The 25192-nt window shown below is 38.7% G+C and carries 15 protein-coding genes and 1 pseudogene; 3 read left to right on the top strand and 13 right to left on the bottom strand.

Going from position 1 to position 25192, the window contains the following annotated elements:
* Positions 1–42 precede the first annotated feature (42 nt).
* The 12 genes from BMX11_RS00650 to BMX11_RS00595 form a co-directional block, all read right to left on the bottom strand.
* Positions 43–2412: a phosphocholine-specific phospholipase C gene (locus BMX11_RS00650; RefSeq protein ID WP_090879792.1), complete on the bottom strand. Its 2370-nt coding sequence runs from the start codon at positions 2410–2412 to the stop codon at positions 43–45.
* Between the two features lie 139 nt (positions 2413–2551).
* Positions 2552–4054, bottom strand: a complete 1503-nt coding sequence (locus tag BMX11_RS00645; protein ID WP_090880349.1) for a glycerophosphodiester phosphodiesterase family protein — start codon at positions 4052–4054, stop codon at positions 2552–2554.
* A 171-nt stretch (positions 4055–4225) separates the two neighbouring features.
* Positions 4226–5365 (bottom strand): thioredoxin family protein, encoded by a 1140-nt coding sequence (locus BMX11_RS00640; protein ID WP_090879788.1) that lies wholly within the window; start codon positions 5363–5365, stop codon positions 4226–4228.
* A gap of 4 nt (positions 5366–5369) precedes the next feature.
* Complete coding sequence (locus tag BMX11_RS00635; protein WP_090880346.1) at positions 5370–6866, bottom strand: retropepsin-like aspartic protease; 1497 nt, start codon at positions 6864–6866, stop codon at positions 5370–5372.
* 16 nt (positions 6867–6882) lie between these two features.
* A complete protein-coding gene (locus BMX11_RS00630; RefSeq protein WP_090879785.1) occupies positions 6883–8067 on the bottom strand; it encodes a TlpA family protein disulfide reductase in 1185 nt (394 codons plus the stop codon).
* A 55-nt stretch (positions 8068–8122) separates the two neighbouring features.
* Positions 8123–9502, bottom strand: coding sequence for a TlpA family protein disulfide reductase (locus BMX11_RS00625; protein ID WP_090880343.1), 1380 nt, complete (start codon positions 9500–9502; stop codon positions 8123–8125).
* 46 nt (positions 9503–9548) lie between these two features.
* Positions 9549–11075, bottom strand: coding sequence for a PKD-like family lipoprotein (locus tag BMX11_RS00620; protein WP_090879783.1), 1527 nt, complete (start codon positions 11073–11075; stop codon positions 9549–9551).
* Between the two features lie 23 nt (positions 11076–11098).
* A complete protein-coding gene (locus BMX11_RS00615; protein WP_090879780.1) occupies positions 11099–11860 on the bottom strand; it encodes a DUF4843 domain-containing protein in 762 nt (253 codons plus the stop codon).
* Positions 11861–11877: 17 nt separating this feature from the next.
* The gene (locus BMX11_RS00610) at positions 11878–13314 is read right to left on the bottom strand and encodes a RagB/SusD family nutrient uptake outer membrane protein (protein WP_175474434.1); all 1437 of its coding nucleotides are present in this window, start codon (positions 13312–13314) and stop codon (positions 11878–11880) included.
* 10 nt (positions 13315–13324) lie between these two features.
* Positions 13325–16408, bottom strand: a complete 3084-nt coding sequence (locus BMX11_RS00605; RefSeq protein ID WP_090879774.1) for a SusC/RagA family TonB-linked outer membrane protein — start codon at positions 16406–16408, stop codon at positions 13325–13327.
* Between the two features lie 16 nt (positions 16409–16424).
* On the bottom strand, positions 16425–17516 hold the full coding sequence (locus BMX11_RS00600; RefSeq protein WP_090879771.1) for a FecR family protein: 1092 nt from the start codon (positions 17514–17516) through the stop codon (positions 16425–16427).
* 151 nt (positions 17517–17667) lie between these two features.
* Complete coding sequence (locus BMX11_RS00595) at positions 17668–18210, bottom strand: sigma-70 family RNA polymerase sigma factor (RefSeq protein ID WP_090879768.1); 543 nt, start codon at positions 18208–18210, stop codon at positions 17668–17670.
* Positions 18211–18523: 313 nt separating this feature from the next.
* Here BMX11_RS00595 and BMX11_RS00590 point away from each other — a divergent pair, with 313 nt between their 5' ends.
* Positions 18524–21835 (top strand): DUF4175 family protein, encoded by a 3312-nt coding sequence (locus BMX11_RS00590; protein WP_090879765.1) that lies wholly within the window; start codon positions 18524–18526, stop codon positions 21833–21835.
* Positions 21836–21894: 59 nt separating this feature from the next.
* Positions 21895–22332, top strand: a complete 438-nt coding sequence (gene ybeY / locus BMX11_RS00585) for an rRNA maturation RNase YbeY (RefSeq protein WP_090879762.1) — start codon at positions 21895–21897, stop codon at positions 22330–22332.
* On the opposite strand, the gene BMX11_RS00580 is transcribed toward ybeY, so the two are convergent.
* Positions 22329–23516, bottom strand: coding sequence for a threonine aldolase family protein (locus BMX11_RS00580; RefSeq protein ID WP_090879759.1), 1188 nt, complete (start codon positions 23514–23516; stop codon positions 22329–22331). The genes ybeY and BMX11_RS00580 overlap by 4 nt on opposite strands.
* A gap of 785 nt (positions 23517–24301) precedes the next feature.
* On the opposite strand from BMX11_RS00580, the pseudogene BMX11_RS24885 reads away from it, so the two are divergent.
* Positions 24302–25048: pseudogene (locus BMX11_RS24885) on the top strand (ABC-F family ATP-binding cassette domain-containing protein); the annotation flags it as partial.
* Between the last annotated feature and the right edge of the window lie 144 nt (positions 25049–25192).

Here is a 25192-nt window from a genome sequence, read left to right as displayed (position 1 = left end):
TAATTTCTTTCAAAAGCTATCCCCCAATTTGGGGGATATTATTTAAACATTACCCATGTACGGGTCTGTTTGTGTGATTTCTCCTGTTTCTATTTTTCCGGCGTAACGGCTTTTGAAAACCAGATTCCCCTTTTGCGTTAAACTGAAATCGTACCAATTACTGTTTTTTTTAAGATTTAGCACGATCTTGTTTATCGACCCAGGCTTAAGGTTTATACTTTGGCCCGGGGCTTTGAATTTATTATCGGTCAGGTCTACCGTAACCGGAGCATTTCCTTTATTTTCCAATTCAAAAACCAGGTTTCCTGTTAATTTTTTGGCTACTAAACCGCTTTGTTCCGGATAAGCCTTAATGACCACCTGAGGATTTTTAGCACTGCCTGCAAATTGCCTGTAGAAGCCGTTCGGGCCTGTTATCGCCAAATCGTAAGCTTCACTATCAAAATCGTCTATGCTGATCTTATCGGTTACTGTATCGCCTGATTTAACGGCATAAGCCCATACTTTCCCCACAACGCCTTTATATTTGGCATTGGTACTCATGTTAAAGGGTGCACCAATACTTTCTGTAGCATTACCAAAAAGCGTTTTAGCAGACTGAAAACTTAGTATCAAAGACCGACCATCTAAATGCGCGTCGACCATTAAATGATAAGGCAATGCGCATGCGGGCTTTGTTCCCTTTTCCTGTTTAGGCATAAAGCCTGATGATTGCGGAGAAAAAGCATCGTGTTTATTGATTTTAGCCACTTCTACCTTATTGAGCGCCGTAGGACCAACTTGTGCTGGTTTATTTCTGGCATTGCCAATTTCGGTTACCACAACTGATCTTTTAAGTGGCTCTGGTGATTTAATTTCATCGCCGTTATATGGTCTGAATACGGAGGTTAAATCGCCACAAACCGCCCGTCGCCAATCGCTGATATTGTTGCTCTTAATGGTTTTCCCGGTTTTCTTGTTTAACCATTTCTCCATGAACATGAGTGAAGAGGTATGATCAAAAACCTGTGAGTTCACAAAACCACCCTTGCTCCATGGGGAAGCAATAACCAAAGGCACGCGGTAGCCCAAACCAATCGGGCTCAGTTTTCTACCTTCAAAATCTGTCGCATATTTTATTCCTTCTGATACTTTTCCGCTAGATGGATCATCGGGGTTTGGCACCACAAAAGGTGGTTGATGGTCGAAGTAACCATCATTTTCATCATAGGTGAGTACGAAGATGGTTTTCTTCCATACTTCCGGGTTCTTTGTTAAAATATCGAGGGCTTCACTTACATACCAGGTTCCATAAAGTGGTGAGCTGGTGTGATCAGAAAATCGCTGTGGTGCCACCAGCCAGGATACTGCAGGTAATTTATTCTCATCTACATCTTTTCTAAATTGATGGAAAATATCACCTTTCGGCACATTAATGGTTTCCTGTTTACCCTGGTCGTTGGTAAAGGTAAAAGGTGCCAGTTCTAAATAATCTTTTTGACTAATATTGGTAGTGAAAGCCTTATCGACCAGATTTTTCTCTCTTTGGGAAAGTTTATCATACTTTTCCTGAACTTCCTTAGCACTTAAGGGAGGCTTTACGGTATGGTCTCCATTTTTCCTGAAATAAGCAGAAAGCTTAACGTTGTGCCTGCTGATGTATTCTACAGGGTTATCGCCATAATTTCCTAACCAATCGTCTATTTCTCCTTCCGGAAGTTTAGCAGTCCACAGTTCATTCTGGTAAATTCGCCAATCAACTCCATTATCTTCTAAAAGCTCCTGGAAAGTAGGCCAGTCTACAAAAACATTGTTTTGAGATTCTGCCTGGTCATTGTTCACTACAGCTACCCTGTTTTCACTTCTTTCACCGCGAACGGTACCGGTAAAGAAGAACAGCCTGTTGGGGGTTGTTCCTGTTAATGAGGAGCAAAAATGCTGATCGCAAACGGTAAATGCATCGCCAAGGGCATAGTAAAAAGGGATATCGTTGCGATCGTAATGCGCTAAAGTCATCGGTGTTTTTACAGGAAGCCACTTGTCATACCTTCCTCCATTTCTGGCCGCCAACTGATCGTTCCAGGAGTGCGGCAGGCCACCCTGCCAGGTGATCTTGGTTTTGTTAATGTCTACATGAAACGGGGCGTAAGTGTATCCTTGTCCATCTTTTTGCAGCCAAACCTTATTTCCATCTGGTTGTATGTGTGGATGGGGATCGTTAAAGCCCCTAACTCCTTTCATTTTACCAAACATGTGGTCAAAAGATCGGTTTTCCTGCATTAAAAAAACGATGTGCTCGGCATCGTAAAAGGTACTTCCGGGGGCTGGGTCAATGGCCATTGCCTTCAGCACAGAACTGGGCAAAGTGTTGGCCATACCCGTAGCGCCTGCGAAAAGTGCAGCTTTTTTTAAAAATTCTCTACGTGAGTCCATAAATTATACAATATAGCTTAGATACCGCAATTTAGTTAAAGCTAAACAGGAATAAAAAAAGTAATAAGATTGATGCACAAAGGTTTCAGGGTTTGGGGCTGGTCCTTCCCATGGTCCGTGACTCACGGACCATGGGCTATTACTTTTGATATACCCTTACATAATCTACTTTCATCGTCGCCGGAAATACAGCATCATCAATACCTTTTTGTCCGCCCCAGTTTCCACCAACGGCTAAATTAAGGATGATGTGGAAGTCCTGATCAAAAGGCCATTCTCCTGCACCCTTTTTCGTGTTTTTAAAGGTTAGGTATTTTTGATCATCTACGAAGAAATCTATGCGGTCTGCAAACCATTCAACCGCATACACGTGATAGGCAGAATAAGGATCGAGCGCAATTCCCTTGGTTACCTGAGTTTTAATAACATGGTTAAATTTCTCGGTGTGCACACTCCCGAAAACGGTATCCGGTTTGTAACCTACATGCTCCATAATGTCGATTTCGCCGCTTTTAGGCCAACCACCATATTTAGCATTGCTCGGCAACATCCAAATAGCAGGCCACAAACCACGCCCTTTTGGTAAAATTGCACGCACCTCTATCCTGCCATACTTTACGTCGACCTTGTTTTTACTTACCAAACGGGCAGAAGTGTAGTGATTTCTATCTTTATCGGCCTTAACCGCTGTGATTAACAGGTTTCCTTTCTTTACCAATGCATTCGTGGTATCAGCATCGGTGTAGTACTGTAATTCGTTGTTTCCATAGCCATTACCACCTACATCGTAGCTCCAGTTCTTAGATAATGGCAGTCCTTTATCATCAAACTCATCGGCCCATTTTAATTTCCAGCCATTGGCAACCGGTGTTTTTTTAAGTTCTTCAAACAAAAGTTCTGGTTCATTGGTGGTAATATACTCCACATGGTGTGCTAACAGCCATTGCATTTCTGGTGCGGTATTAACCGTCCATGCATTAACGGTAAGCCCTAATTTTTGAGCATTTTCTATCCAGTTGTCTTTTTGATAAACGCTATAATGATAATCTGCTCCCGTTAGTTTATCGGCTTTCATTTGTTCCGCGCTTTTATCGCCGTTGAGGTAAGCGACTTTGGCTTTTGGCAATAAGCTCAATATACGTTTGCAATAATCGTAGTCGAAGCTTATATATTCTGTCCAATCGATAACGCCTAGTTTTTTAACCATTTCTACGCACTTATCGGTAAGTTCTAAGCCACGCTCTTTACTTATTTTCGATGGTTTGATCTCTAGAATTAGCCTGGTTGTTTTTTGTTTCTTCCCTTCAAGCAGATAGCTTTCTAAGGTTGGGATTTTCTCTCCATTAGACATGGTTTTGGTTAACAGATCAGCATAATTTACTTTCTCGATTGTTAAGCCCTGAAATTCGGCATCGTGGTTAACAACTAAAACCTTATCCAGGGTCATCCAAACATCGAACTCAGATCCATAACAACCCAATCTTACGGCTTCGTTTAAAGAGGCGATTGAATTTTCGGGAAATTTATTTTTCTTCCAGGCTCCGCGATGTGCAATGACCTGATTTTTATTCCAGTTAAATTTTTGAGCAAGAGCAGTTGAAAAGATGAACACCATAAAGGTAAAAGTAAGTACTCGTTTCATGTTTTGGTTTTTATTTTTCGACGTCAAAAGTAGATTTTTGAAACCAATTCGATTTAAATACAATGTAACCATTATATGAATAAATACAAAAAGCTTACCCATCCAGGTAAGCTTCTCAATCATTAACTAAATTAAACATCAACCAATACTTCTACATACCGGCCAATTTCTTTATTTGGTACCCGAGCCTGCCTCGAGACCATTTGTTGGCATTTTATATCGGTTGGCATAGGCCAAAGCCATTTTCATAAACTTATTGTAACCCTGCTCATTATTGGCTCTTTTATTCATCTGCGCTGCCGTCTTAATCAATTCAAGGCCACAGTCTTCGGTAATAATAGCATCTGCCCATTGGCAAAACAGTTTTTGAACTTCTGACGTTAAGCTATTTTTAACCATTGCAGAACTGTACAAGGCGTTGAAATGGTATTGATGTAATACAGGATTTTGGATCGCGAATTTTAAATAAGCTACCGTATCCTTTTTCATGGCCAGGAAATATCGGTTACTCAATGTTTGAAGACAAATTTTCCAGATTTTTTCCGGGAAAAGGCCTCTTTGTTCAGACAAAAAGTTGTTGAATGTGCGCTCTTCCTGATTATTTTTTAGCGCAGTATTTAGCCTTTGGGTTAAAACAACATCTACTACGGGTTGCAAAACCTCTTCGCCATAAAGTGCAGCAAAGGCTTTGTAATCTTTTAAAATGACTGCCGCAGCCTGATCATCTGCCGAGCGCGCAACCAGATAAGGGAGTAAAGCATTTGGAGCCTTAAAATCCTTTACGGTATTACTGTACTCGGCCAGTTTTGAAGCCGTTAGCCCTTTGCGGGTTTTACAAAATTCTACATAGAATGACGGATAATTTTTTTCTTCAAACTGTGCTGAATAGCCAGATAAGGCTTGTCCCTGATCTGCTTTGGCTTTTGCATCATTAAATAGGGCTAATAAATTTCCAGGGTCTTTATAGCCCGAAGTGGAACTGATGAGTTTACCATCGGCATTTAAGGTTAAAAATGTAGGAAAGCCATTTAAAATGTGTTGTATTTTTAAAGTATCGCCTAATTTATCCTTAAAGATATCAACCTTCATAAAGACGAAGTTTTTATCCATTTCTTCTTTAACTGCAGCATTAGGAAAAACATGATCATCCATTTGCTTACAAGGAATACAACCTGTAAAATAGCAATCTATAAAGATGAGTTTGTTTTCTTTTTTGGCCCTTTTTAAGGCTTCTGCCATTGTGGTTTGTTTCTGTGCAAAGGCAGAAAAAGCGATCATCAAGCTGAACGCTATGGTTATCCATTTTTTCATATTTCTATTTGGTTAGGGTGTTCGTTTGTGTGGTTCCATTTTCGCTGCTGATTACCTTAAACAGGGTGCCTTTAGCTGCATTTAAAACCTCTTCCATTTTTTTAGTATTACTCATCAATGTTGATGCGGTTACTCCGTTAATGCTGGTAATCAATTGACCTGTTTTTAGCATAGCATTCTCTCCCCCAGCGGTTAGGCCCAAAACCTTCAGCTTTCCATCCTGGCCAAAGCCAAATAAATAGCCACCCAAAGCAAAATCATTAGGGTAGTTGAAGGTTTTATTGGGAACAAAGTGAATTTCCTTTTCCTGTAGGTTAATGGTGAAATTATAGCGGCTTATGGTTCTGATTCCGATAGAACCATCAAAGCCCGGGTTCCAGTTTTCGCTCTGTCCGCCACCCGCCATGAGTGTAATGGGAAAGTTTTTTAAAGGTGGCATCTTGGCAAAAGAAAACGCAGATGCTCTACCACTGTAGGTTGGCGTGCTCATGCCCATGCTGGTCGTTGAACCGTTATATTCTGGTTTAAACCCGCTTACCAAAAGCTTATTCTTTTTTACAAATGGCCTGAAGCAGATTAAGTTATAGCCCGCACCGGTATCGAATACAAAATTACCCGGATGGGTTTGATCTGCTGTTACGGTTACCTCTCCAGGGATGATAAATACGCCTGAGGGAACAGTAACGGGTACTGAAATACCTTTATCCTGGTAGGTGTAAATTCCAAAATCATAAAGCGAAAGCTCTTTCTTATCAAAATCTACTTTTGTAATGTATTGTTTGGCAATGCTATTGCCGATAATGCCATCAGCATCTTTGTGCATTTCAGGGAAAATAGCAAAGCTTTGGTTTTTAATTACAAAAGTATCCAACTGGATGTTATTGCCTTCGGAAACGGAAATCTGCATGTTTCCCCCCACTACCGAAGTGTTTTGCTGACGCGTAGCTTTTATGCCTACTTCATCTGCTAATGCTTTTGTAATGGCCATTCCATCGGCTCCCGTATCAAAAAGCAGGCGCAAGGGTTTTGCATGGCCATTTACCTTCACCTTCAAAATAATCGATCCATTTTCTTCTTCGAAAGGGATTTTTGCCCGCAATACCGCTGCTTTATAGCGGTTCATTCCGTAAAGCTGATCGAAAATATCAGCGTATAATAGCTGATAACTGGCATTGGTAAAAATAGCACTTGCATTACCGGCCTTGCCCTTTACAAAAGGGACTACAGTTAATTTAAATCCCTCACCTTGTTTAACCACTTCTTTTAATTCAAGCGAATCACAAGCGTAGCGGTTTACAATTGTTTTTAATAAATTGAAAGCAGATGGCATGGTATAGGCCGCAACCGAAAAATCATTACTCAATTGAGATTTAAGCGTATCAGCAGATTTTAAGGCAAACATCTGATTGATGTGATTGACCAAACTTTGAGGGGTATTCTGTGCCTGCGCATAGTTTATGCAGCAAAAAAGCCAGGCACAAAAAGTTATTTTTAATTTCATATGTGAGTTTGGGTTGTTAAAAACCATAGATTTTGGCTAGTGCTTTATCAATATCGTCTGTAGCGCTTGAAGTTATTCTCAGCACTATCTTTCCTTCGGCATTGACCAGAATCTTGGTTGGAAAAGCAATGATGTTATAGCTTTTTACCAGGTCTTGTTTTTCAATGCCCTCCTGGTTTAAAATATGCTTCCAGGTAATCTGATCTTCTTCAATAGCTTTTAACCAGCTTTTTTTCGCAGCCTCTATGTTTTTACCTTGTTCCTGGGCTATGGCTACAATCTCAAATCCTTTGTCTTTGTAGCGGCTGTAAAGCGTTTTTAAATGAGGGTGACTTGCCCTGCAGGGGCCACACCAGCTTCCCCAAAAATCAAGCAATACCGTTTTGCCTTTGTAGTTGCTTAGCTTAATGGTATTTCCATCTTTATCCTTACGTTCGAAATCAATTGCTTCTGCCCCATCTAAAGTGGAACTCATCTTTTTAACATAGGCCTTAATCCCTTTGGCCAGCGGATGATCTTTGTACTTATCGGATAAACTATTCCACACTTTGGTATAATTGCCGGCAGTATAAATATTCTGAGATCGGCTTAACAAAAAAACAGCGGCCAGCGCATCTGGATTACCCTGAATAAAATTGCGCTGCTGTTCAAAAACCTTTTTCCCGTTGGCAGTAATCTCTGCCATTAAAGCATCTTCCTTAACTGCTTTTCCGCCATGGTATTTAGCATTAAACATGGCTAAGGAATTATCATAATTCCTGCGCTCTTCCTTGTACACCGAGCTCTTAAAGTTAGCCAGTGCGTTATTCTCTTCATCTCCATGAACTTTTGCCAAATGCACATACAGGGCTTCCCCAGATAGCGTTATATTTTGATTGAATACAAAAAGCTCTAATCGTGGTGCAGGATTGGCGATGGTTTGGCCATTCACAGTTGCTGTCATTCCACGGGAAATGGAAACATCAAACCGTGCAAGAGAGGGTTGTTTGAGTTTGGGTAATTTAAGCTTAAAAGCATCATTATTGCCGTTGGCTTTGAAACTTCTGGATACTCCGGCATCATCCGAAAAAGATATCCATACTGATTTATTACCCAGGCCTTTTAATACGCCACTGATTTGAATACTATCATTCTGCGCATAAATTTTAGGCAAAAAGGATAGCAATAGCACTGCTAAAAGCAAGCTTTTAAATGTTTTCATCGATAAATGTGTTAAGAAGGCGCTACCAGATAGGTGTATGGCAGCGCCCTTTAAATTAGTTTGCGAGCGTTTTTTGTAATAATGCCTTTAACTCTGGGTTGGAAGGACGAGGGGAATCAATGGTTACGATTTTTCCTTGTTTATCGAAAACCAGGAAGCGGGGAATGGTATTGACTTTATAGTATTTCGAAAACTCATTGTCAGGACCGCCTGCAAAAAGCTGCATGCCCCCTAAATTTTCATCCTTAATCATCTTTAACCATTTTTCTTTATCCTTAACGGCATCGGTAGATAAACTGATGATCTGTACATCTGTACCTTTCATTTCTTCTTCCAGCTTTTTCAAATAAGGGATTTCTGCCCTGCAAGGACTACACCAGGTTGCCCAAACATCTACCAATACTACCTTACCCTTTAAGCTCGCCATTGTTACCTTCTTGCCATCCTTATCATCATAAGCGAAACTAAAAGCATCTGTTCCTGGCTTATAGGTTAACAAAGGGTTCATGATATTAGCGCTACGCATTTTTTGCGATGCCGTTAAAATATACTTTTCACGTCCTTTCATTAGGTTTTCAAAGTCTGTGATCGTTTTGTAACCTGCCGCATTGTCTAAAATTAAATCTCCTTTTAAGGTATCATTCGGAACAAATGAAACAAATAAATCAACTCCTTCAGGCCCGCGTTTATAGGCTTTACCTTGTTGACGCATGTTTAAGCCAATAATTCCTGTTAGTGTTCTAAAGCCATAAGGATAGTTGTATACACTTGCCGTATTTTTGGTAAAGTCTTCGGCTTTAATCGTGCTGTAAAAGTTGCTATATTCTTCTACTGAAGGGTGTGCACTTCTAGGCGTATTCAGGAAATTAGTAGCATAGCTTGCCAAATCCCAGGCCATAATCTTTTTGATTTCTTGATCAAACTTTGCATTGCCAGTAGCTTTTCCGTTTAGGAAAGTCTTTGTTTTAGCTACAATCTCTTCCTGTTCGGGGAAATAATCAACAAACGTGCTTTGAACCTTCATAAAATTAATAGCCTTCTGCTCTAATGGATTAGTCAAATCATGCCATTGGGTGAGCACTCTATTCTCTTTAGAATTCTTTTTACCTGTTAATACATAACTCGAATCTAAAAGGCTTACTGATAATTCTTCGCCACCTTTAAAGTAAAACTTATAGTTGTCGTTCGGGCTGCCTTCGTTTCCTGTTCCAATTAAATAAAGACCTTCGTACTCCGGATAAAATAAGAATCCAAACTGGCCCTTAGTTCCTGGTACGGAATTAGCCATTTCTACCGCCTTACCTTCTTTAACTTTAAAAAGCTTAACGTTAGTTAGTCTTTTCTTTTTCAAGAGCCCTTTTATTTCTACCGGCAACTGTGCCATTGTAGAAAGGGAAGCAAGGCATAAAAGCCCTGCACTTAATAATTTTTTCATTTTCATGGGTTTCATTTGTATGTTATGTAGATGAAATGTGATAATCCTATCGTTCTCTATAAGTAAGGCTTTTAACTTTTCCGAAGCCAGAAAAGCTTTTTGCCAATACCAAATCGCCCATTACAGGAGGAACTGTATAAGTATTGATGCCGCCATTTGTTCCCTCTGGTAATGCAGGGTCATAAAAAGCAACCATGAGGTTGTTGCTGTCTTTATATTTTGTAGTACTTTTAAAATCGTAAAACTGGATTAGTGAGATTTTCTTGTTGCCTAAGTCAACGACCAGCTTAGTTGTTTTCAAGGACATATCATACTCATATACTTTACCTCCAACACTATAAATTAGGTATCCCAATGCCGGACTTACTGCATAAAATTCAGCATTTGCAAAATCTGTTGCCGTAATTTCATCATAGTAGCTTTGTACAAGAGATGCACTATTAAATCTGGCCAGAAATCTTTTAGTACCATTTGGGTCTTTTAAAACACTGAATACTTCACCCCCGTTGTATGGCACCCAGCTCATATATAGTAAATCCATGCCTGTGCTAAAGCTAAATTTCTTTTGAGCATCTGCAGGTTCTGGAAGTGTGGTACAAGTTGAGCTAGAGCCAACATGTTTCACAAACCTTCTATTCGTTTTATCATAAAAAATAGCATGCGCATTTGACACGATCAGATCGTCACCAGCAACGAAAGGGGCTACTTTAAATTCCTTTTGCTCTGCTGCGATGTAACTGATTGGTGCAGAAAAATAAATATTTTGTGTTCTTTCATAGAAATAAGCACTTTCCTTACCAATCATATAAGCAGCACCTCCCGATCTTTGTTGAATAACATCAGCGTAAAATCCCGCAGGAGTGTTCCCGAACATTTCGTAGCTAAGATTCATAGTCGGTGTCCACTTAAATGTATTGGGCTCAATCTTAGTTGTAGTCTGATCGGTTCCCAGATAAATTCCAAAACTAATTTTATCCGGACCAATTAATAGACCCGTAGCATAATTATAGATCATAACAGGCTTGCCTGCAAGTTTCAGTTCAGAACCTGTTGTTGCGAGAAGATCGTTTACAACATCGAAACCTCCGGAGCTATTTAGTGAAAGCATATCTACACGTGCTTGACCATTTACATCACACATCAACATCCAGCCTTCATTAATCTCATTTGTAACTTTTATTCTAAACTCCTTCTTATATGCCACACCAGAAGCTTTATCTGTTACGGTGTAGTAAGCAGTATAAGTACCCGCCACTATACTCACTACCTGCTCTAGGTTACGGGTATTTGCTAAAACGAACATCTTGATTCCTCCTGTGCCATTAGAACCTATATAACTCCATTCAAAAGTGTATTTCGATTCATCAAAACCTGGATCAAGACTAAACTTAAGTTCAGGCTTTATAGATAGCACTTTCCCAAAAATAGCATTCACATCCTTGGGTAAATTTATCACTGCTGTTAGGGTATTAATGTCATTGTAATCATAATTACCCAGGTCTTTTTTGCAGCCGCTTAAAATGATTATTCCGGTGAAAAGAATAATGCTGTATTTATATAATTTTAATATCATATCAAATTAATTTACAAGTCCAATTATTGAACCGATGACCCCATACTCATTACTGAACCATCTTCTTCTAAAATGGTATTACCTAAAAGTTTTTGCTCATTAAGATATCGCTGCATGTACTTTCCATATGCCGTACTCTCTCCGGGAGATACTGTAGCTTCAAGATATACTGGCTCAAAATTTAATATTGAAGCCATTAAGAAAAGTTTTTTCCTGGTAAAAATTCCAAAGACACCGTCTTGCCAGCGAGCCGGTTTTTTAATGATATCATTTACAAACCATCTGTAGTTTATAGCAGATATTTTTTTGCCTGTATTGGTGTTAATAACCCTATTTTTAAGTTTGGTAACAAAGTGTTCGTTTTCTTTTAAATCAAAGCTTAGCAATAATGTGTTGGTGAGTAAATCGGCAGATCTAAAGAATTTCAGTTTTAGTGTATCTGTTAATTTATTCTTTTTTATTGTGCCTTGATTTTTTAGAAACTGAAAATGAACACCTTCTTTTAATGTAGAGACAGGGTTGATTACCAATTGATAAGGTCTATCCTCAGTTGATATTGCACCTGTAGACTTAATAACCATTTCAACTATGGAGTCTTGTGCTTTGACTAAACTAAACGAAACCACTGTAGAATCTCTTAGCACCTCAGATGAAAATGCAGGTAACCTCACCGCTTCGTTAAAATATATACTGTCTTTTCCCTCATAGGTATTAAGAGGCTTTTTGCAAGCATTCACAAAAACCACAAAAATGAAGGCCATCATTATAAATATTAATCTTTTCATTATTGTATCAATTAAGTTTAACGGTATTGTGATTCAGATAAAGGCATTGGAACATTATAATTAATCGTGATATTGGCTGTACTTGAACCATTCCCGATTGAAGTAACATTTCTTCTTTTATAATAATAAAACAGCTGCCCTTCTCCGAAGAATTCTTTTTGATACTCTTTTTGGAGCTCAGTATTGATATTTACTGTGGTGGCTAAGTTTGTTAAACCACGATTTAGCCTAACTACATTTAAGTAATTATTAATTCCATCGCTGGTATTGGGTTCGCATTCGGCCGCGATATAATAGATTTCGCTAATTTTCAATAAGGGAATGGTAAACCGAAACAATGTTTTTTCTTTGTCTACCACATCAGCATATTTGAAAAATGTTTTATAAGGCTTTATACCGGTAGTTGGTGCCTGCCAGTTCAGATTATATCTATAGTCATTCTCATTATTTTCAAATGTTGTGGCTAATCGTGCCGGAAGGGGAGCCAATATCTTCGCATCAGTAATGGCAGGATCAAAAAGAGCGGTATATCTTGCATATAACTGCGTATTCAGGATGCCAAAAATCATTTCTGTCGAGAAAATCCTATCTGGATTAGTCTTTTCAGATAATGCATTATTTACTGTTGTCCATGGAAATAGATTGGCTTTGCTAATAACTTCTTTTGCTGCTGCAAGAGCAGAAACTTTATCGCCTCTATACAAAAAAACCCTGGCCTGCAAACCCTTAACTGCAAAATAATTCAATCTATAGTTTCTATTATTGCTTAAGAAATCGGCCGTTCCTGTGCTGGATACCTGGTTTACTCCGGTTGTTGTAATAGCATCATTTTTTAGCAGTTGTTCAGCAGTCTTTAAATCCTCAATTACTTTAACAATAAATTCATTTGCCGGAAGCAATGGATTGATTGAGATTTTGGTTTGCTGATAATATGGCAAACTCTGCTTAGTGGAGTCTGCCGTATTGTAACGAGGTCCATATAACCTAAAAAGGTCAAAATGCAAATAAGCTCTCAACGCAATCGCCTCCCCTCTGTAAATCGCTTCGCTTTTTTCGTCTACAACTCCTTTATAGCGATCTAGGTTTTCCAGGAAGCTATTAATATTTAAAATATTTGCATAGCTATTGGTCCAGATTGCATCCAGTTTAGAAGCGGCAGGATTCTCCGTGTAGGTGTAGGATGCTAAATTATACTGATCGTGTGTGGAAGACACATTATATCGCTGAGCCAGTATTTCCGTGGTATTTAGTGTAAGAGCTTCGCCGTAAGCATTAGTATTTGCTAAAGCGATATACAGTCCGTTTAATACGGACTCTACCCCCCTCTTACTTGTGAAAAGCTGTGTTTCAAGCACTTTATCCTCAGGCTGAACATCAAGAAATTTTTTACATGATCCTAATGTTGCTACAGCAAACAACATAAACATCAATTGTGTTATATATTTTTTTTTCATAACCATAAGATTAAAATGAAGCTTTAAGTGAGAAGGCTATTGTTCTTGCAAAAGGATAGTCAGTTCCTCTTTCTCTTCGTACAGTAGACAAATAAAGTAAGTCGTTAGTGATTAGGTTGAAGCTCAAATTCGTTAAACCATAACTTTTCAGCCATGCTGCGTTATCGAAATTATATCCAAAATTTATAGTCTCACTCGTGAAAGAATATTCAGTTTGAACAAATCTGGAAGATATAGGTGTTACATCCGTTTGTGATATTCCTTTAAATTGGGCGATGTCTCCTGGATTTTTCCAACGATCATACAATGCCCGCTTGTCTTGATTCAAGGCCGTACCGGATAAGGTAATATTTTCGACTTTGTTAAATAATGCCGAATTAAATACGTCACCGCCTAGTTTATAGCGAAAGCCCGCACCAAAACTAAACCTTTTAATTCTGAGGTTAGTAGAAAAAACACCTTCTACCACTGACACGGTGTTACCTACGTTAGTGATATTTCCTGTGGCATAATCAAAGGTATAGTCGCCGTTTTTTGTAAGAAACACTTCCCTTCCTGTTGCGGGGTCAATCCCCATTGATTTAATCGCCCAAATAGCTTCTGCACTATTTCCGTCGATGTATCTAAGCAGAGTTTTGTTATTTTCCTGTTGCTTGTTCAACGTACTTAAAACATTTCCGAATCCGCCATACTTGCTCTTATAAGATGAGCCTGTTATGCCTATGTTCCAGGTAATTCTTTCCTCTAAGTTATATATTGGAAAGAAGGTTAATTTAGCTTCTAAACCCTGGTATGTTAAGGATCCGATATTATAAGGGAATGCAACTACGCCCGTTGAACTTGGAAGATCTACAGGTACAATAAGCGGATCAGTTTTTTTATCATATGCGTTTATATATCCGGTTAATCGATTGTTAAATAATGAAAAATCAATCGATGTACTGATCTGTCTCGTTTTTTGAGGTGCCAAATTAGGATTACCCAAGGTACTCAATGTAACACCTTGCCCAAATTGGTTATAGTTAGCACTGGTATTATAGTCATAAACCGATACCGAACTTGTGTTACCGTAATTTTGATTACCTGTAATACCTATATTTCCGGTTAGCCTAAGAGAATTAATCCAGGCTGTACCTTTTACAAAACTTTCGTTATGAATATTCCAGCCTAAACCAAATGCATAATACGGTGAAAATTGTTTATTGCTTCCATAAGCAGTTGAACCATCTAAACGATAAACTGCATCTGCCAGATAGCGATTATCATAACCGTAATTCGCAGAAATAGTAGTATTTAAAGTCCTATAAACCCTGCTCCCTGCTGATGGAGACCCGTTTTCCTGATAACCATATGCAAAAATCGGATTACCAAGATTTCCGGCAGGAAAACCTTCTGCAATAGATTGATATGAAGCATTTTTCTCCTGAGAAACCGTGTTTCTCCAGTTCGCATTGATAACATGTTTTCCAGCTAATACAGTATGATAAACCAACATGAGATTTCCTTGATAAGAAAAATTCTCTGCTCTATAATCACTATATGTTCCTTTTCTTAATGTTGGTGTATTGATGAAGTCGGACATTTCAGGCGATCGGTAAACTTTCCTTACCGTTGTTCCCTTAGTAACCTGAAGACCTCCATTAATACGGAGGGTATTGGTAACATCATAGTTGACGTTCAAATTATTCTGAAATTCAGAACCTGAAGCTTTATTATATTGGGGCTGCATTGCATCGAACAATGGATTAGCTACCAATAATGCGGTTCCATTAGACCTTCTGCTAACCTCCAAATATCTTTGGTCATAATTTTTTTCATAATAAGGATTCGCGTTAACAAAACTTGAAAATGAACCATAAGGTGAATTAGTACTCGAATTTCCTCTGATATAGGTGATGTTATTAATGTTCAGGTTGGTCTTTCTGTAAGTTAAGTTAATACTCCCACTGTAGCTATCACGTCCTGAGCCTTTCATAGCTCCCTTCCCCGTTTTATAGTTCATTCCTAGATTATAGGTAAATGAATCATCTCCACCTGAAGCATTAATAGAATTATTAGTGGAGTAGCCATTTTGAATAGGTTCACTTAACCAGTAGCTATTTACTCCCCGCATTACGCTTGCGAGGTGCTTATTATAGAGGGTATCCAAATAAACTCCCTGAGTAGGGTTAGATTCTTCAGCTCTATATCTTCCGGAAAGGCGTTCAAACTCTAATTTTTCTGTTGCATTCATCATGTTATACCCTGATAAATCAGGCATTTCGAATCCAAAATCTTGCGTGTAACTAAATCTTAATTCCCCTGGTTTAGGTTTAATTGTTTCGATTACAATTACCCCATTTGAAGCCTGAGCACCATATAACGCTGTAGAGGCAGCATCTTTCAAAATCGTTACCGAAGCCACCCGATTCATATCTAAATCAACAATGTTTTGAAGCGTAGTCGGAAATCCATCTAAAATAAATAGAGGTTGATTTGGATCCTGCCCGAATTGATCTTTTAATGTAGCACTCGGGATACTACTTTTACCACGTACTTCAATAATAGGAAGTACATTAGGGTTAGAGCCGGCAGTTACATTTTCCATTACCAGAAAAGATGGGTCTACCGTTCTTAAACTCTGAATAATATTATTATTTCCAATTGCTTTCAGCTCCTCACCCGAGAAAACAGCCGTTGTTCCGGTAAAGCTATCTTTCCTTCTGTTAATACCGGTTCCGGTTACTACCACCTCTTTATCCAAACTCGTTGAACTCTCCTTCAAAACAACCGATAGCGAGAAAGTTCCACCATCTTTCACCTCTCCGGTTACTGTTTTCCCCTCGTATCCCATAAAAGAAATGGTAAACTTATAAGCCCCGGCTACCAGCTTAGCGAAGGTAAAAACCCCGTTTTTATCTGATGATGTGGTTGTTTTTACGCCTGTTTGTACATTTTGTGCAACTACTGTTGCCCCTACAATAGTTTCTTTGGCATCTTTAACTACCCCCCTTACCGCTGGTGTTTGCGCATAAGCGCTAAACCCTAAGTAAAGGCAAAAGCATAGCATTAAGACACGTTTTGGAACGTTCCTTTTAGTAAAAATTTTAATCATGAAGTTTAGGTTAGGTTTAGTTGTGCATTGCCTGTTTGGCTTTTGTGTTTACTGTCTTTATCGTATATCCCGCATCTGTTTTCTCTGCAACCAGATTATTGAGTTCACAAAGCATCTTCAGGAAAGAGTCAGCGTCATCGCGTCCGAATTCGTACTGACCAGTGAAGACCTTTTTACTGATCTGGTTGGCATTGTATTTTATCTGAATATTCAGTTTAGTTTCTAAAACATTAAATACACCTGATAAGCTTTCATTATCGAAGTTTATGGCGCTTTCGGTAATAATAGCCTTACTAGGCTCGGCTGCTTCAACTTTTATCGTTGGTACAACATTTATGTCGGTTACCACGGCTTGATAGGTTTGCATATTAACCGTAAAAGATTTGCCTGGGGTTAAATAAACGGTTTGCACACCTTTCAACTCCAAAATATTTTGTGGCCTTACTACCACCTTGCCCTCAATCAGGTTAACCTTGGTAAAAATTCCCTTTTTAAAGGCTGTAATTCTAAAAACAGTACCTAAAGCAGTGGTAGCCAAATTGTTGGCATAAACCGTAAAAGGTTTTGTTTTGTCTTTATGTACCCTAAATAATCCTTCTCCGGTAAGCTTAACATCCCTTTTACCCTCATCAAAGGGTAAAAAGCTAACTTCACTGTTCGGATTTAACTCTACAACCGTTCCATCAGGTAAGGTGTAGGTCCTTTTCGCATTACTGGTATTGGTATAAAACGTAGCTACCTTAACCAGAGGTTGTTTTTGTGTTTGCTTTGCAACTTCGCTTAATTCTACCTTAGGCTCAGGCTTAACCTTGTACACGAGCCAGCCAGCAGAAAAAACAATGACCAGAGAGGCGGCATAAGCCAAATACTTTAATTTAACCCTTTTCGCTTCTTTCTTCTCGTGTATCTGATCTAAAACGTTCACATAAATCCGATTTGAAATCTCTTCTGAAACCTTTTCTTCAACCACAAAGTCTTCCCACTCCGATGGATTTAAGTAAATTTCTCTGTTGGATGGTTCTTCCAAAAATTTACTCACCATGCGGGCCTCCTCGGCAGTACACTGGCCGGCAAAGAACTTCTCAACTAACTTTTGGTTGATTTGCATAACTACATTACGTTTTTGGTTAGGGTTTACCCCTACTGAGCGAAATATTTTTTTTAGATTTTTATTAAAAACGTGGTTATAAAAGAGAAATAATTGTATTTATTTGCGTTTTTTGATAGATAGGCACAGAAAATTAAATAAAAACCTTCAACTACCGATCGATAATTGCAGACATGATAATCGCTAAAGAAATAATAGAGGAAAAAGCAGCTCTTAATTGTTTTAAAGCTTTAGACATATGATTTTCGACCGTTTTAGGCGATATGGAAAGCAATTCGGCGATCTCTTTGTAAGAATATCCTTCCAATTTACTCAACTTGAAAACCTTTTTCCTTACCGGAGCAATTTGTTCTATGGCCGCTTCTAAAAGATCAATATCCAACTGTTGTTCTTCCGGCTGATTTTGCGCAGTTTCTACCACGCTTAAATGTCTTTGACTTACTGCTTCCTTTCTTAGCTGATCAATTAAAATTGTACCGGCCATTTTGAAGATCTGAGCAGAAATACTGTATTCGGCAGAAAGGCTGTTGCGTTTTTCCCAAAGTCGGATAAAAGTTAACTGCACCACTTCCTCGGCCATATATTCTGAATTGGTTTTCTTCAGAGTATAAGCATAAAGTTTTTGGTTGTACAACCGATATACGGTTTGAAAAGTCTGTAAACAACCAGATGCTAGTTCAGCAATGTACTCCATTTCCAGGATCTTCCTGCAGTTAGTTTGGGATGGTTTAAAATAGTTAATTCGAGAGGTTTGATCCCTCAAATATATTTTTTCATTAAATAAATATCAAACGATCTTTAAAAAATTAACCTATTCTCTATCCAAATTAGCCTCGAAAGCGTTAGTCAAACGTTTGTTCTATTTTCAAATAAAATGAGGGAAATATTCAAATTTTACCTATTTAAGGCCCAAAAACATGTTTGATATAAAGCATTTGAAATAAACACTTTACCTTATTCATTAAAATATTTAAATTGATGGTAACTATTTTTACATTTACAGTGATATGTTGAGCAGTAACTACAATGAACTAATTAAAAAGATAGATGAGTTTATCCGAAAATTTTACCTCAATAAAATTTTACGGGGAAGCATTTACGTAGCCGCAATCTTACTGGCGCTCTATCTTTTGGTATTTCTATGCCTGTACTACATCAATCCCGGAACGGTCTTCAAAACGATTGTGTTTTTTGCCTACCTGCTCATTGGCATCTCCTTAATCGCTGCACTCATTATCAGGCCCTTAATGGCTATGCTTAAACTGGGCAAACACCTTTCTTTTGAAGAAGCTTCTGTCATCATCGGAAACCACTTTTCCCACATTAAGGATAAGCTGCTCAATACGCTTCAACTTCATCAGCTTTCAGAAAACTTACCGGAAAACAATCAACTTATTTTGGCCAGTATTGATCAGAAAATACTGGAACTCAAACCTGTTCCCTTCTATACAGCGGTTCGTATTAACGACAATAAAAAATATTTGAAATTCTTAATCGTTCCCCTTTCCATTATCGTTCTGATCGGCATTATCGCTCCGGCCATTTTAAGAGAGGGTACCAAAAGCTTTTTAAAGTACGATGAATACATTGCGCCTACCGCACCTTTTACCTTCCAGGTGCTTAATAAAAGCCTATCGGTTACACAAGGTGACGATTTGACACTGAACCTTAAGCTCTCAGGCGACGAACTGCCTGCAGATGTTTATGTAGAAGATGGTAAAAACACTTACAAGCTGGAAAAGCAAAATATAAGCAGATTTAATTACCAGATTAAAAACATCCAAAACGATAAAAAGCTGATATTTAAAGGTGGCGGTTTTAGCTCGGGCTTATTCATCATTTCGGTAAAACCGCGACCTGAATTACTCCAGGCTACAGCAACATTAAACTTTCCAGCCTATTTAGGCAAGAAAGCTGAAACGGTTAGTAATGTTGGCGATTTACTTTTACCAGAAGGAACAAAGGTATCCTGGGCTTTTAAAACAGCCAAAAGTAGCGCCCTGCTCTTTGTACTGAACAGCGCCCAGCATTTAATTCCGATTAATGAAGATGAGTCTGCATTTACGGCCATAATTAAAAGCAATGCGAAATACAGTATTACCCCTAAAAATGAACATGTTACCTTAAGCGATTCTCTTAGCCATTTGATTACCGTTATTAAAGATCAGTCGCCAACGATAACAGTTACCGAAAAGCCTGATTCTATTAGTAATAAAGCCATTTATTTTACGGGACAAGTGAGCGATGATTATGGTTTTAGCCGGCTGAGTTTTAAATACCAGATCAAAGACAACAACAAGATCGTATCTACCACAACCAAAAATATCGCTATTAAAAGTAATGCCACAGAAAATGGCTTTTTCTACTTCTGGGATGTAAAATCGGCCGCACTAAAACCGGGGCAAGAACTGGAATATTATTTTGAAGTAGCCGATAACGATGGGGTGAATGGTGCAAAGGTGACCCGATCGGAAATTAAAACCTTTAAGCAGCCTACTAAGCAGGAAGTAGCTGAGCAAACCAGTGCCAATAATCAGGCCTTAAAACAAAAAATGCAATCGGCTATCCGCCTGGCCAATACCATAGAAAAAGAAAGCAAGAAAGTAGCCGAAAGTTTAATTGATAAGAAACAGATTTCCTTTGAAGATAAAAAGCAGATTGAGCAATTGCTGGATAAGCAAAAGCAGCTAGAAGAAGCCGTTAAAGAGATTAAGGAACTTAACGAAAAAAATAACCAGCAGCAGCAAGATCAGGCCCAAACACAAGAACTGCTAGACAAACAAAAACAGATTAAAGATTTGTTTGATAATGTGTTGGATGAAAAGACCAAGGAGTTGTTGCAAAAACTTCAGAACCTGATCAACGACCGGGATAAGCAACAAACTCAAAATGAGCTTTCTAAAATGCAGCTGGATAACAAAACCCTCAAAAATGAATTGGACAGGATTTTGGAACTCTATAAACAGCTGGAATTTGAGCAAAACCTGCAAAATGATATTGATCGCTTAAATGATTTAGCCAAAGCACAAAAGGAACTTGCTGAGCAAACCAAAAATAAAACGCAGGATAATAACGCGCTAAAGAACAAGCAGGAAGAGCTCAACAAAGAGATGAAAGACTTGAAAGAGGATCTCAAAAAGCTTGAAGAGAAAAATCAATCCTTAGAAAAACCCAACTCTTTCGAAAATCCGGAAAAAGATATTCAGGATATTCAGAAGGACCAGCAGGACAGTAAGGAGGCTTTAGATCAAAAGGACAATAAAAATGCCAGTCAGAAGCAGCAAAAAGCCTCAGATCAAATGGAAAAGCTTTCTAAGAAAATGAAGGAGATGCAACAAGAGGGAGAGGAAATGGAAAATAACCTCAACGCTAAAGAACTGCGCAGGCTATTGGAAAACCTTTTAAATACCTCCTTTGAGCAGGAAAAGGTCATGCTGAATTTGAAGAAAATGACCGCTGCCGATCCTTCTTATACCAGCAACGTGCAAAAACAACGCACTATAAAGGATAACCTTAAAACCATTGCCGATAGCTTGTACGCTTTAAGTAAACGTGTTCCTCAAATAGAATCTACGGTGAACGAAGAGATGAACAAGATCAATTTCAACCTGGATAAAAGTTTGGAAAACCTGGGAGAAAGACGCACGCCTGAAGCCAATCGCTATCAGCAGTTTACCATGACTTCGATCAATAATCTCAGTTTAATGCTCAGTGAAGCCCTCAGCCAATTACAGAACATGAGTAAAAACTCAAAAGGTGGCAAAGGCAAGCAAAAACAGGGCATGAAGCAACTGAGCCAAATGCAGGAACAGCTGAATAAGGGAATGCAGAAAGCCCGGGAACAGATGCAAAAAGGAGGTAACAAAGGCACCGTGGGCAAAGGAGAAATGAGCCAGGAGTTTGGTAAAATGGCCCAACAGCAACAAATGATCCGCCAGGCACTGGAAAAAATAAACCGCGAAGAAAATAAGGATGGGAAGGGTAAAATGGGTAACCTTAACCAGGCTATCCAGGAGATGAAGCAAACAGAAAGCGACCTCGTGAATAAACGTTTACAGCAGGAAACCATGCAACGCCAAAAAGAGCTTTTAACCAAGCTTTTAGAAGCAGAAAAGGCAGAAAGAGATCAGGAAGAGGATAGCAAACGCGAAAGCAAGGCGGCAAAAGAGTTTCCCCGGGCTTATCAAAAAATGCTTAAAGATTATCAAAAACAACAACAAGGTGGCAATGATATGCTCCAAAAACTGCCTCCTGCATTGAACTATTACTATAAAAACAAAGTAGCTGAATATTTAAAATCGTTAAACCAGATAAATTAATTTATTCCTTGTTCCATTGTGTACAAATTAGTTCCTAACTTTGCCAAAAAACCCAATTTATGGCTGCCATTTCCTTTTTTACAGAATCTATCTCTTACAACCTCCCACAAAAGTTAAAGGTTAAAAAATGGATCAAAGCAACGATAGAAAAAGAAGGGTTTAAACTGGGAGAACTGAATTTTATCTTTTGCAGTGATGAATATTTGCTGGGCATTAATCAGCAATACCTCAATCACGACACCTATACTGATATCATCACTTTTGATAATTCAGAGGTAGAAAAACTAATTGTAAGCGATATATTTATCAGCATAGAACGCGTAAAAGAGAATGCGAAAACCTTCAAAACAAGCGAATTTGATGAAGTTTGCCGCATTATGATTCACGGAACCCTGCATTTATTGGGCTATAAAGACAAAGGAAAGGCTGCTAAAACCTTAATGACCCAAAAGGAAGACGAGTACCTGGCTTACCGTGCTGAATTAGACCTGGCCTAGCTTTTGGCAAAGGAAAGTGCTTCTTTAAAAGACTCGTAAATAAACTGGTTATCCCTTCTCAGTAAAGTTGGATTTACCTTAATTTTAACAAAACCATCTGGCTTGGGTTGACCAAAAACAATATTATGTTCGGCACGCAGGCGAGCATTTAATTTTTGTGCATCTACTCCCGTTACTTTGACGTTAAAAAGGTTTGTACCATCAGGTAAAGCCTCAATTTTAATTCCATTTAACTGATTAAGCAGCACAAAAAGTGTTTTGGCTTTTGCTTTAATCTGATCCATTACCTCATCAATCGTATTTAAATGATGAAGGGCCATTGCGGCATTGGTCCAGTTGGAAAATATGCCACCACCATGTATTTTAATCAAGTGGTGCATTTGATCGATAAAAGCTTTATCTCCACATAAAACAGCGCCGCCAGTAGCTCCTAAATACTTGTACAAGCACATGTACACAGAATCGAAGCATTGAGCATATTCCTTAACGCTCGTATGGGTAAATGCGGTAGCCATGTGCAGCCTGGCACCATCTAAATGAAGCTTATATCCTTTTTGCCTGCACCATGCTGAAATTCTCTTAATTTCTGCCAGTGGAAATGCCTGTCCATCGCAACGGCGAACCGGCGTTTCTATAGATACCGCGCCTACTCCTGCAACAAAAGCTTCGCCCTCCTGATGGTATTGGATAGATTGCTGCAACTCCTCTAAGGTAAAGTAGTGCTTCCCTGCTGCCAAAGGGATCAATCGCTTATTAAATAAAGTTTGTGCTGCATCACCTTCATCCCGGTAAACATGGCTGGTTTCCTGCACAAATGCCTTGGTATTGGCCCCACAATGCTGACTTATGGCCAACTGATTGGCTAAGGTACCTGAAGGAAGATATACCGCGGCTTCCTTACCAGTAATTTCTAAGAATTTCTGAAGCAGTTTTTCCATAGTTGCTCCTTCTCCATAACTGTCGCGCTCTATTGGATTTTGGCGATTAATTTCCTGTAACTGATCCAGAAAGTCTGTGGGTTTATAGAAAATCCCATCGTTAATAAAATAAACAGCTTCACTATCTTTTGATACATGGGAAGATTTCTGATCTGCTGGAGCCAAACCCATTATTGCCGGGCTAACCAAAGGCAAGGTAGCAAGGGAAGATAACCTGATGAAATCTCTGCGTTTAAAATCTGGCATACAAACTGAATAAAAGGATTATGCAGGCATTAACCTGAGCAATCTCCTAAAATAATCATTTCCAATTAGATATCACACCTATGTTCGCTACCCCTGTAGTTTAATTATCCATTGGCCAGCTCAACACCTAAGCAACTCAGCGCCTCAGCTTTTAAGTAAGTATAAAGATATAATGGCTTATACATGCTTTAGCATGCAGATAAACCTGGATTTGACTTGCACTTAAGCTGGACTTGACTTGGACCTGAGCTGGAGGTAGTATCTGGAGAGTGTGTTGCTGTAAGCTTTGTTGTCTTACACTTGCCAAATACCTGTTCGTCTAACAATATCGTGCGTTCGTCTATAATAAGCCCGAGCTGGTATAATTGCTAGCCATGGATTGAAACATTTGATAGAAACGATAATCAAATACCCAAAGATTAATATAAATATAGTGATTTCTTCAGACGCTATTAAGCTCATAATCACATCAAGATAAAGTTTAGTTTTAGTTAATGATAATCAGCGGGGGAGCGAGTCCTACCGCTGTTTTTTTATATAAAAATCCTGATCATATCTGATGTATAACACCCCTAATGTTCAGTGCAAAGTAGTTCATTTGTAATAAGCCTTACCTGGTAATCCCAAACCAAATAATTTATACTTACTTTTGCACTAATTTTCTTTTATAAATCCGTAATATATAAACTTTGAGTACTTTAATTGCAGTAGAAGGCTTAGGTCATGGTTATCATGATGAATGGTTGTTTAAAAATTTAACCTTGGGCATTAACTCGGGCCAGCGTGTGGCCTTGGTGGGGATTAATGGCGCAGGTAAAAGTACCTTATTGAAATTATTAGCCGAACGCTTCCCTCCTCTTGAAGGTAAAATCGTTAAGAATAAATCGGTTAAAATCGGTTTTCTGGATCAAGAACCTCAATTTAATGAGGGTTACTCTATAAGTGATTTCATCTTTTCTTTGGATAACAAGCAACAACAGTTAATTAAAGAGTATGAAGAGCTAATTGAAGACCCTAATCCGGATGAGAAAAAGCTTAATCGTTTATACGAAGAGTTAAGCGAACACAATGCATGGGAATATGAGCATGAAATCAAAACGATTTTGAGCAGAATGGGCATTACTCATCTCCAGCAAAAAATAGCTACCCTTTCTGGCGGACAAAAGAAACGTTTGGCTTTAGCGAAACTCTTAATTGAGGATCCGGAGATTTTGGTATTAGATGAGCCAACCAACCACCTAGATATAGATACCATAGAGTGGCTGGAAAAACTTTTAACCACAGGACAAAAAACAATCCTATTGGTAACACACGATCGGTACTTTTTAGATAATGTTTGTAATACTATCGTTGAACTGGATAGAGGAAAAATTTTCAACTATAACGGAAATTATGCTTACTTCTTAGAAAAGAAAGCCGAAAGAGAAGCCCTGGATGCAACGGTTTTACATAAGAACCAACAGCTATTAAAGAAAGAATTGGAGTGGATGAGGCGCATGCCACAGGCACGAGCAACGAAATCTCAGGCCAGGATCGATGCCTTTTACGATTTAGAAGAAAAAACAAAGAAAAAGTCTGACAATCAGAGCATTACGCTAAAAGTTAAGATGTCTCGTCAGGGTGGAAAGATTATCGAACTGGATCATATTAAACAATCATTTGATGGCCGTCCTATC

Origin of the sequence: Pedobacter rhizosphaerae (assembly GCF_900111155.1) — a bacterium.
Lineage (GTDB): Bacteria > Bacteroidota > Bacteroidia > Sphingobacteriales > Sphingobacteriaceae > Pedobacter > Pedobacter rhizosphaerae.
This window is presented reverse-complemented; position numbering and strand designations above follow the sequence as displayed.

Coding starts and splice junctions, on each gene's coding strand:
- BMX11_RS00590 (WP_090879765.1), top strand. CDS start 18,524: ATGTTGAGCAGTAACTACAATGAACTAATTAAAAAGATAGATGAGTTT.
- BMX11_RS00620 (WP_090879783.1), bottom strand. CDS start 11,075: ATGATATTAAAATTATATAAATACAGCATTATTCTTTTCACCGGAATA.
- BMX11_RS00610 (WP_175474434.1), bottom strand. CDS start 13,314: ATGAAAAAAAAATATATAACACAATTGATGTTTATGTTGTTTGCTGTA.
- BMX11_RS00640 (WP_090879788.1), bottom strand. CDS start 5,365: ATGAAAAAATGGATAACCATAGCGTTCAGCTTGATGATCGCTTTTTCT.
- BMX11_RS00605 (WP_090879774.1), bottom strand. CDS start 16,408: ATGATTAAAATTTTTACTAAAAGGAACGTTCCAAAACGTGTCTTAATG.
- BMX11_RS00625 (WP_090880343.1), bottom strand. CDS start 9,502: ATGAAAAAATTATTAAGTGCAGGGCTTTTATGCCTTGCTTCCCTTTCT.
- BMX11_RS00600 (WP_090879771.1), bottom strand. CDS start 17,516: ATGCAAATCAACCAAAAGTTAGTTGAGAAGTTCTTTGCCGGCCAGTGT.
- BMX11_RS00595 (WP_090879768.1), bottom strand. CDS start 18,210: ATGGAGTACATTGCTGAACTAGCATCTGGTTGTTTACAGACTTTTCAA.
- BMX11_RS00580 (WP_090879759.1), bottom strand. CDS start 23,516: ATGCCAGATTTTAAACGCAGAGATTTCATCAGGTTATCTTCCCTTGCT.
- ybeY (WP_090879762.1), top strand. CDS start 21,895: ATGGCTGCCATTTCCTTTTTTACAGAATCTATCTCTTACAACCTCCCA.
- BMX11_RS00630 (WP_090879785.1), bottom strand. CDS start 8,067: ATGAAAACATTTAAAAGCTTGCTTTTAGCAGTGCTATTGCTATCCTTT.
- BMX11_RS00635 (WP_090880346.1), bottom strand. CDS start 6,866: ATGAAATTAAAAATAACTTTTTGTGCCTGGCTTTTTTGCTGCATAAAC.
- BMX11_RS00645 (WP_090880349.1), bottom strand. CDS start 4,054: ATGAAACGAGTACTTACTTTTACCTTTATGGTGTTCATCTTTTCAACT.
- BMX11_RS00615 (WP_090879780.1), bottom strand. CDS start 11,860: ATGAAAAGATTAATATTTATAATGATGGCCTTCATTTTTGTGGTTTTT.
- BMX11_RS00650 (WP_090879792.1), bottom strand. CDS start 2,412: ATGGACTCACGTAGAGAATTTTTAAAAAAAGCTGCACTTTTCGCAGGC.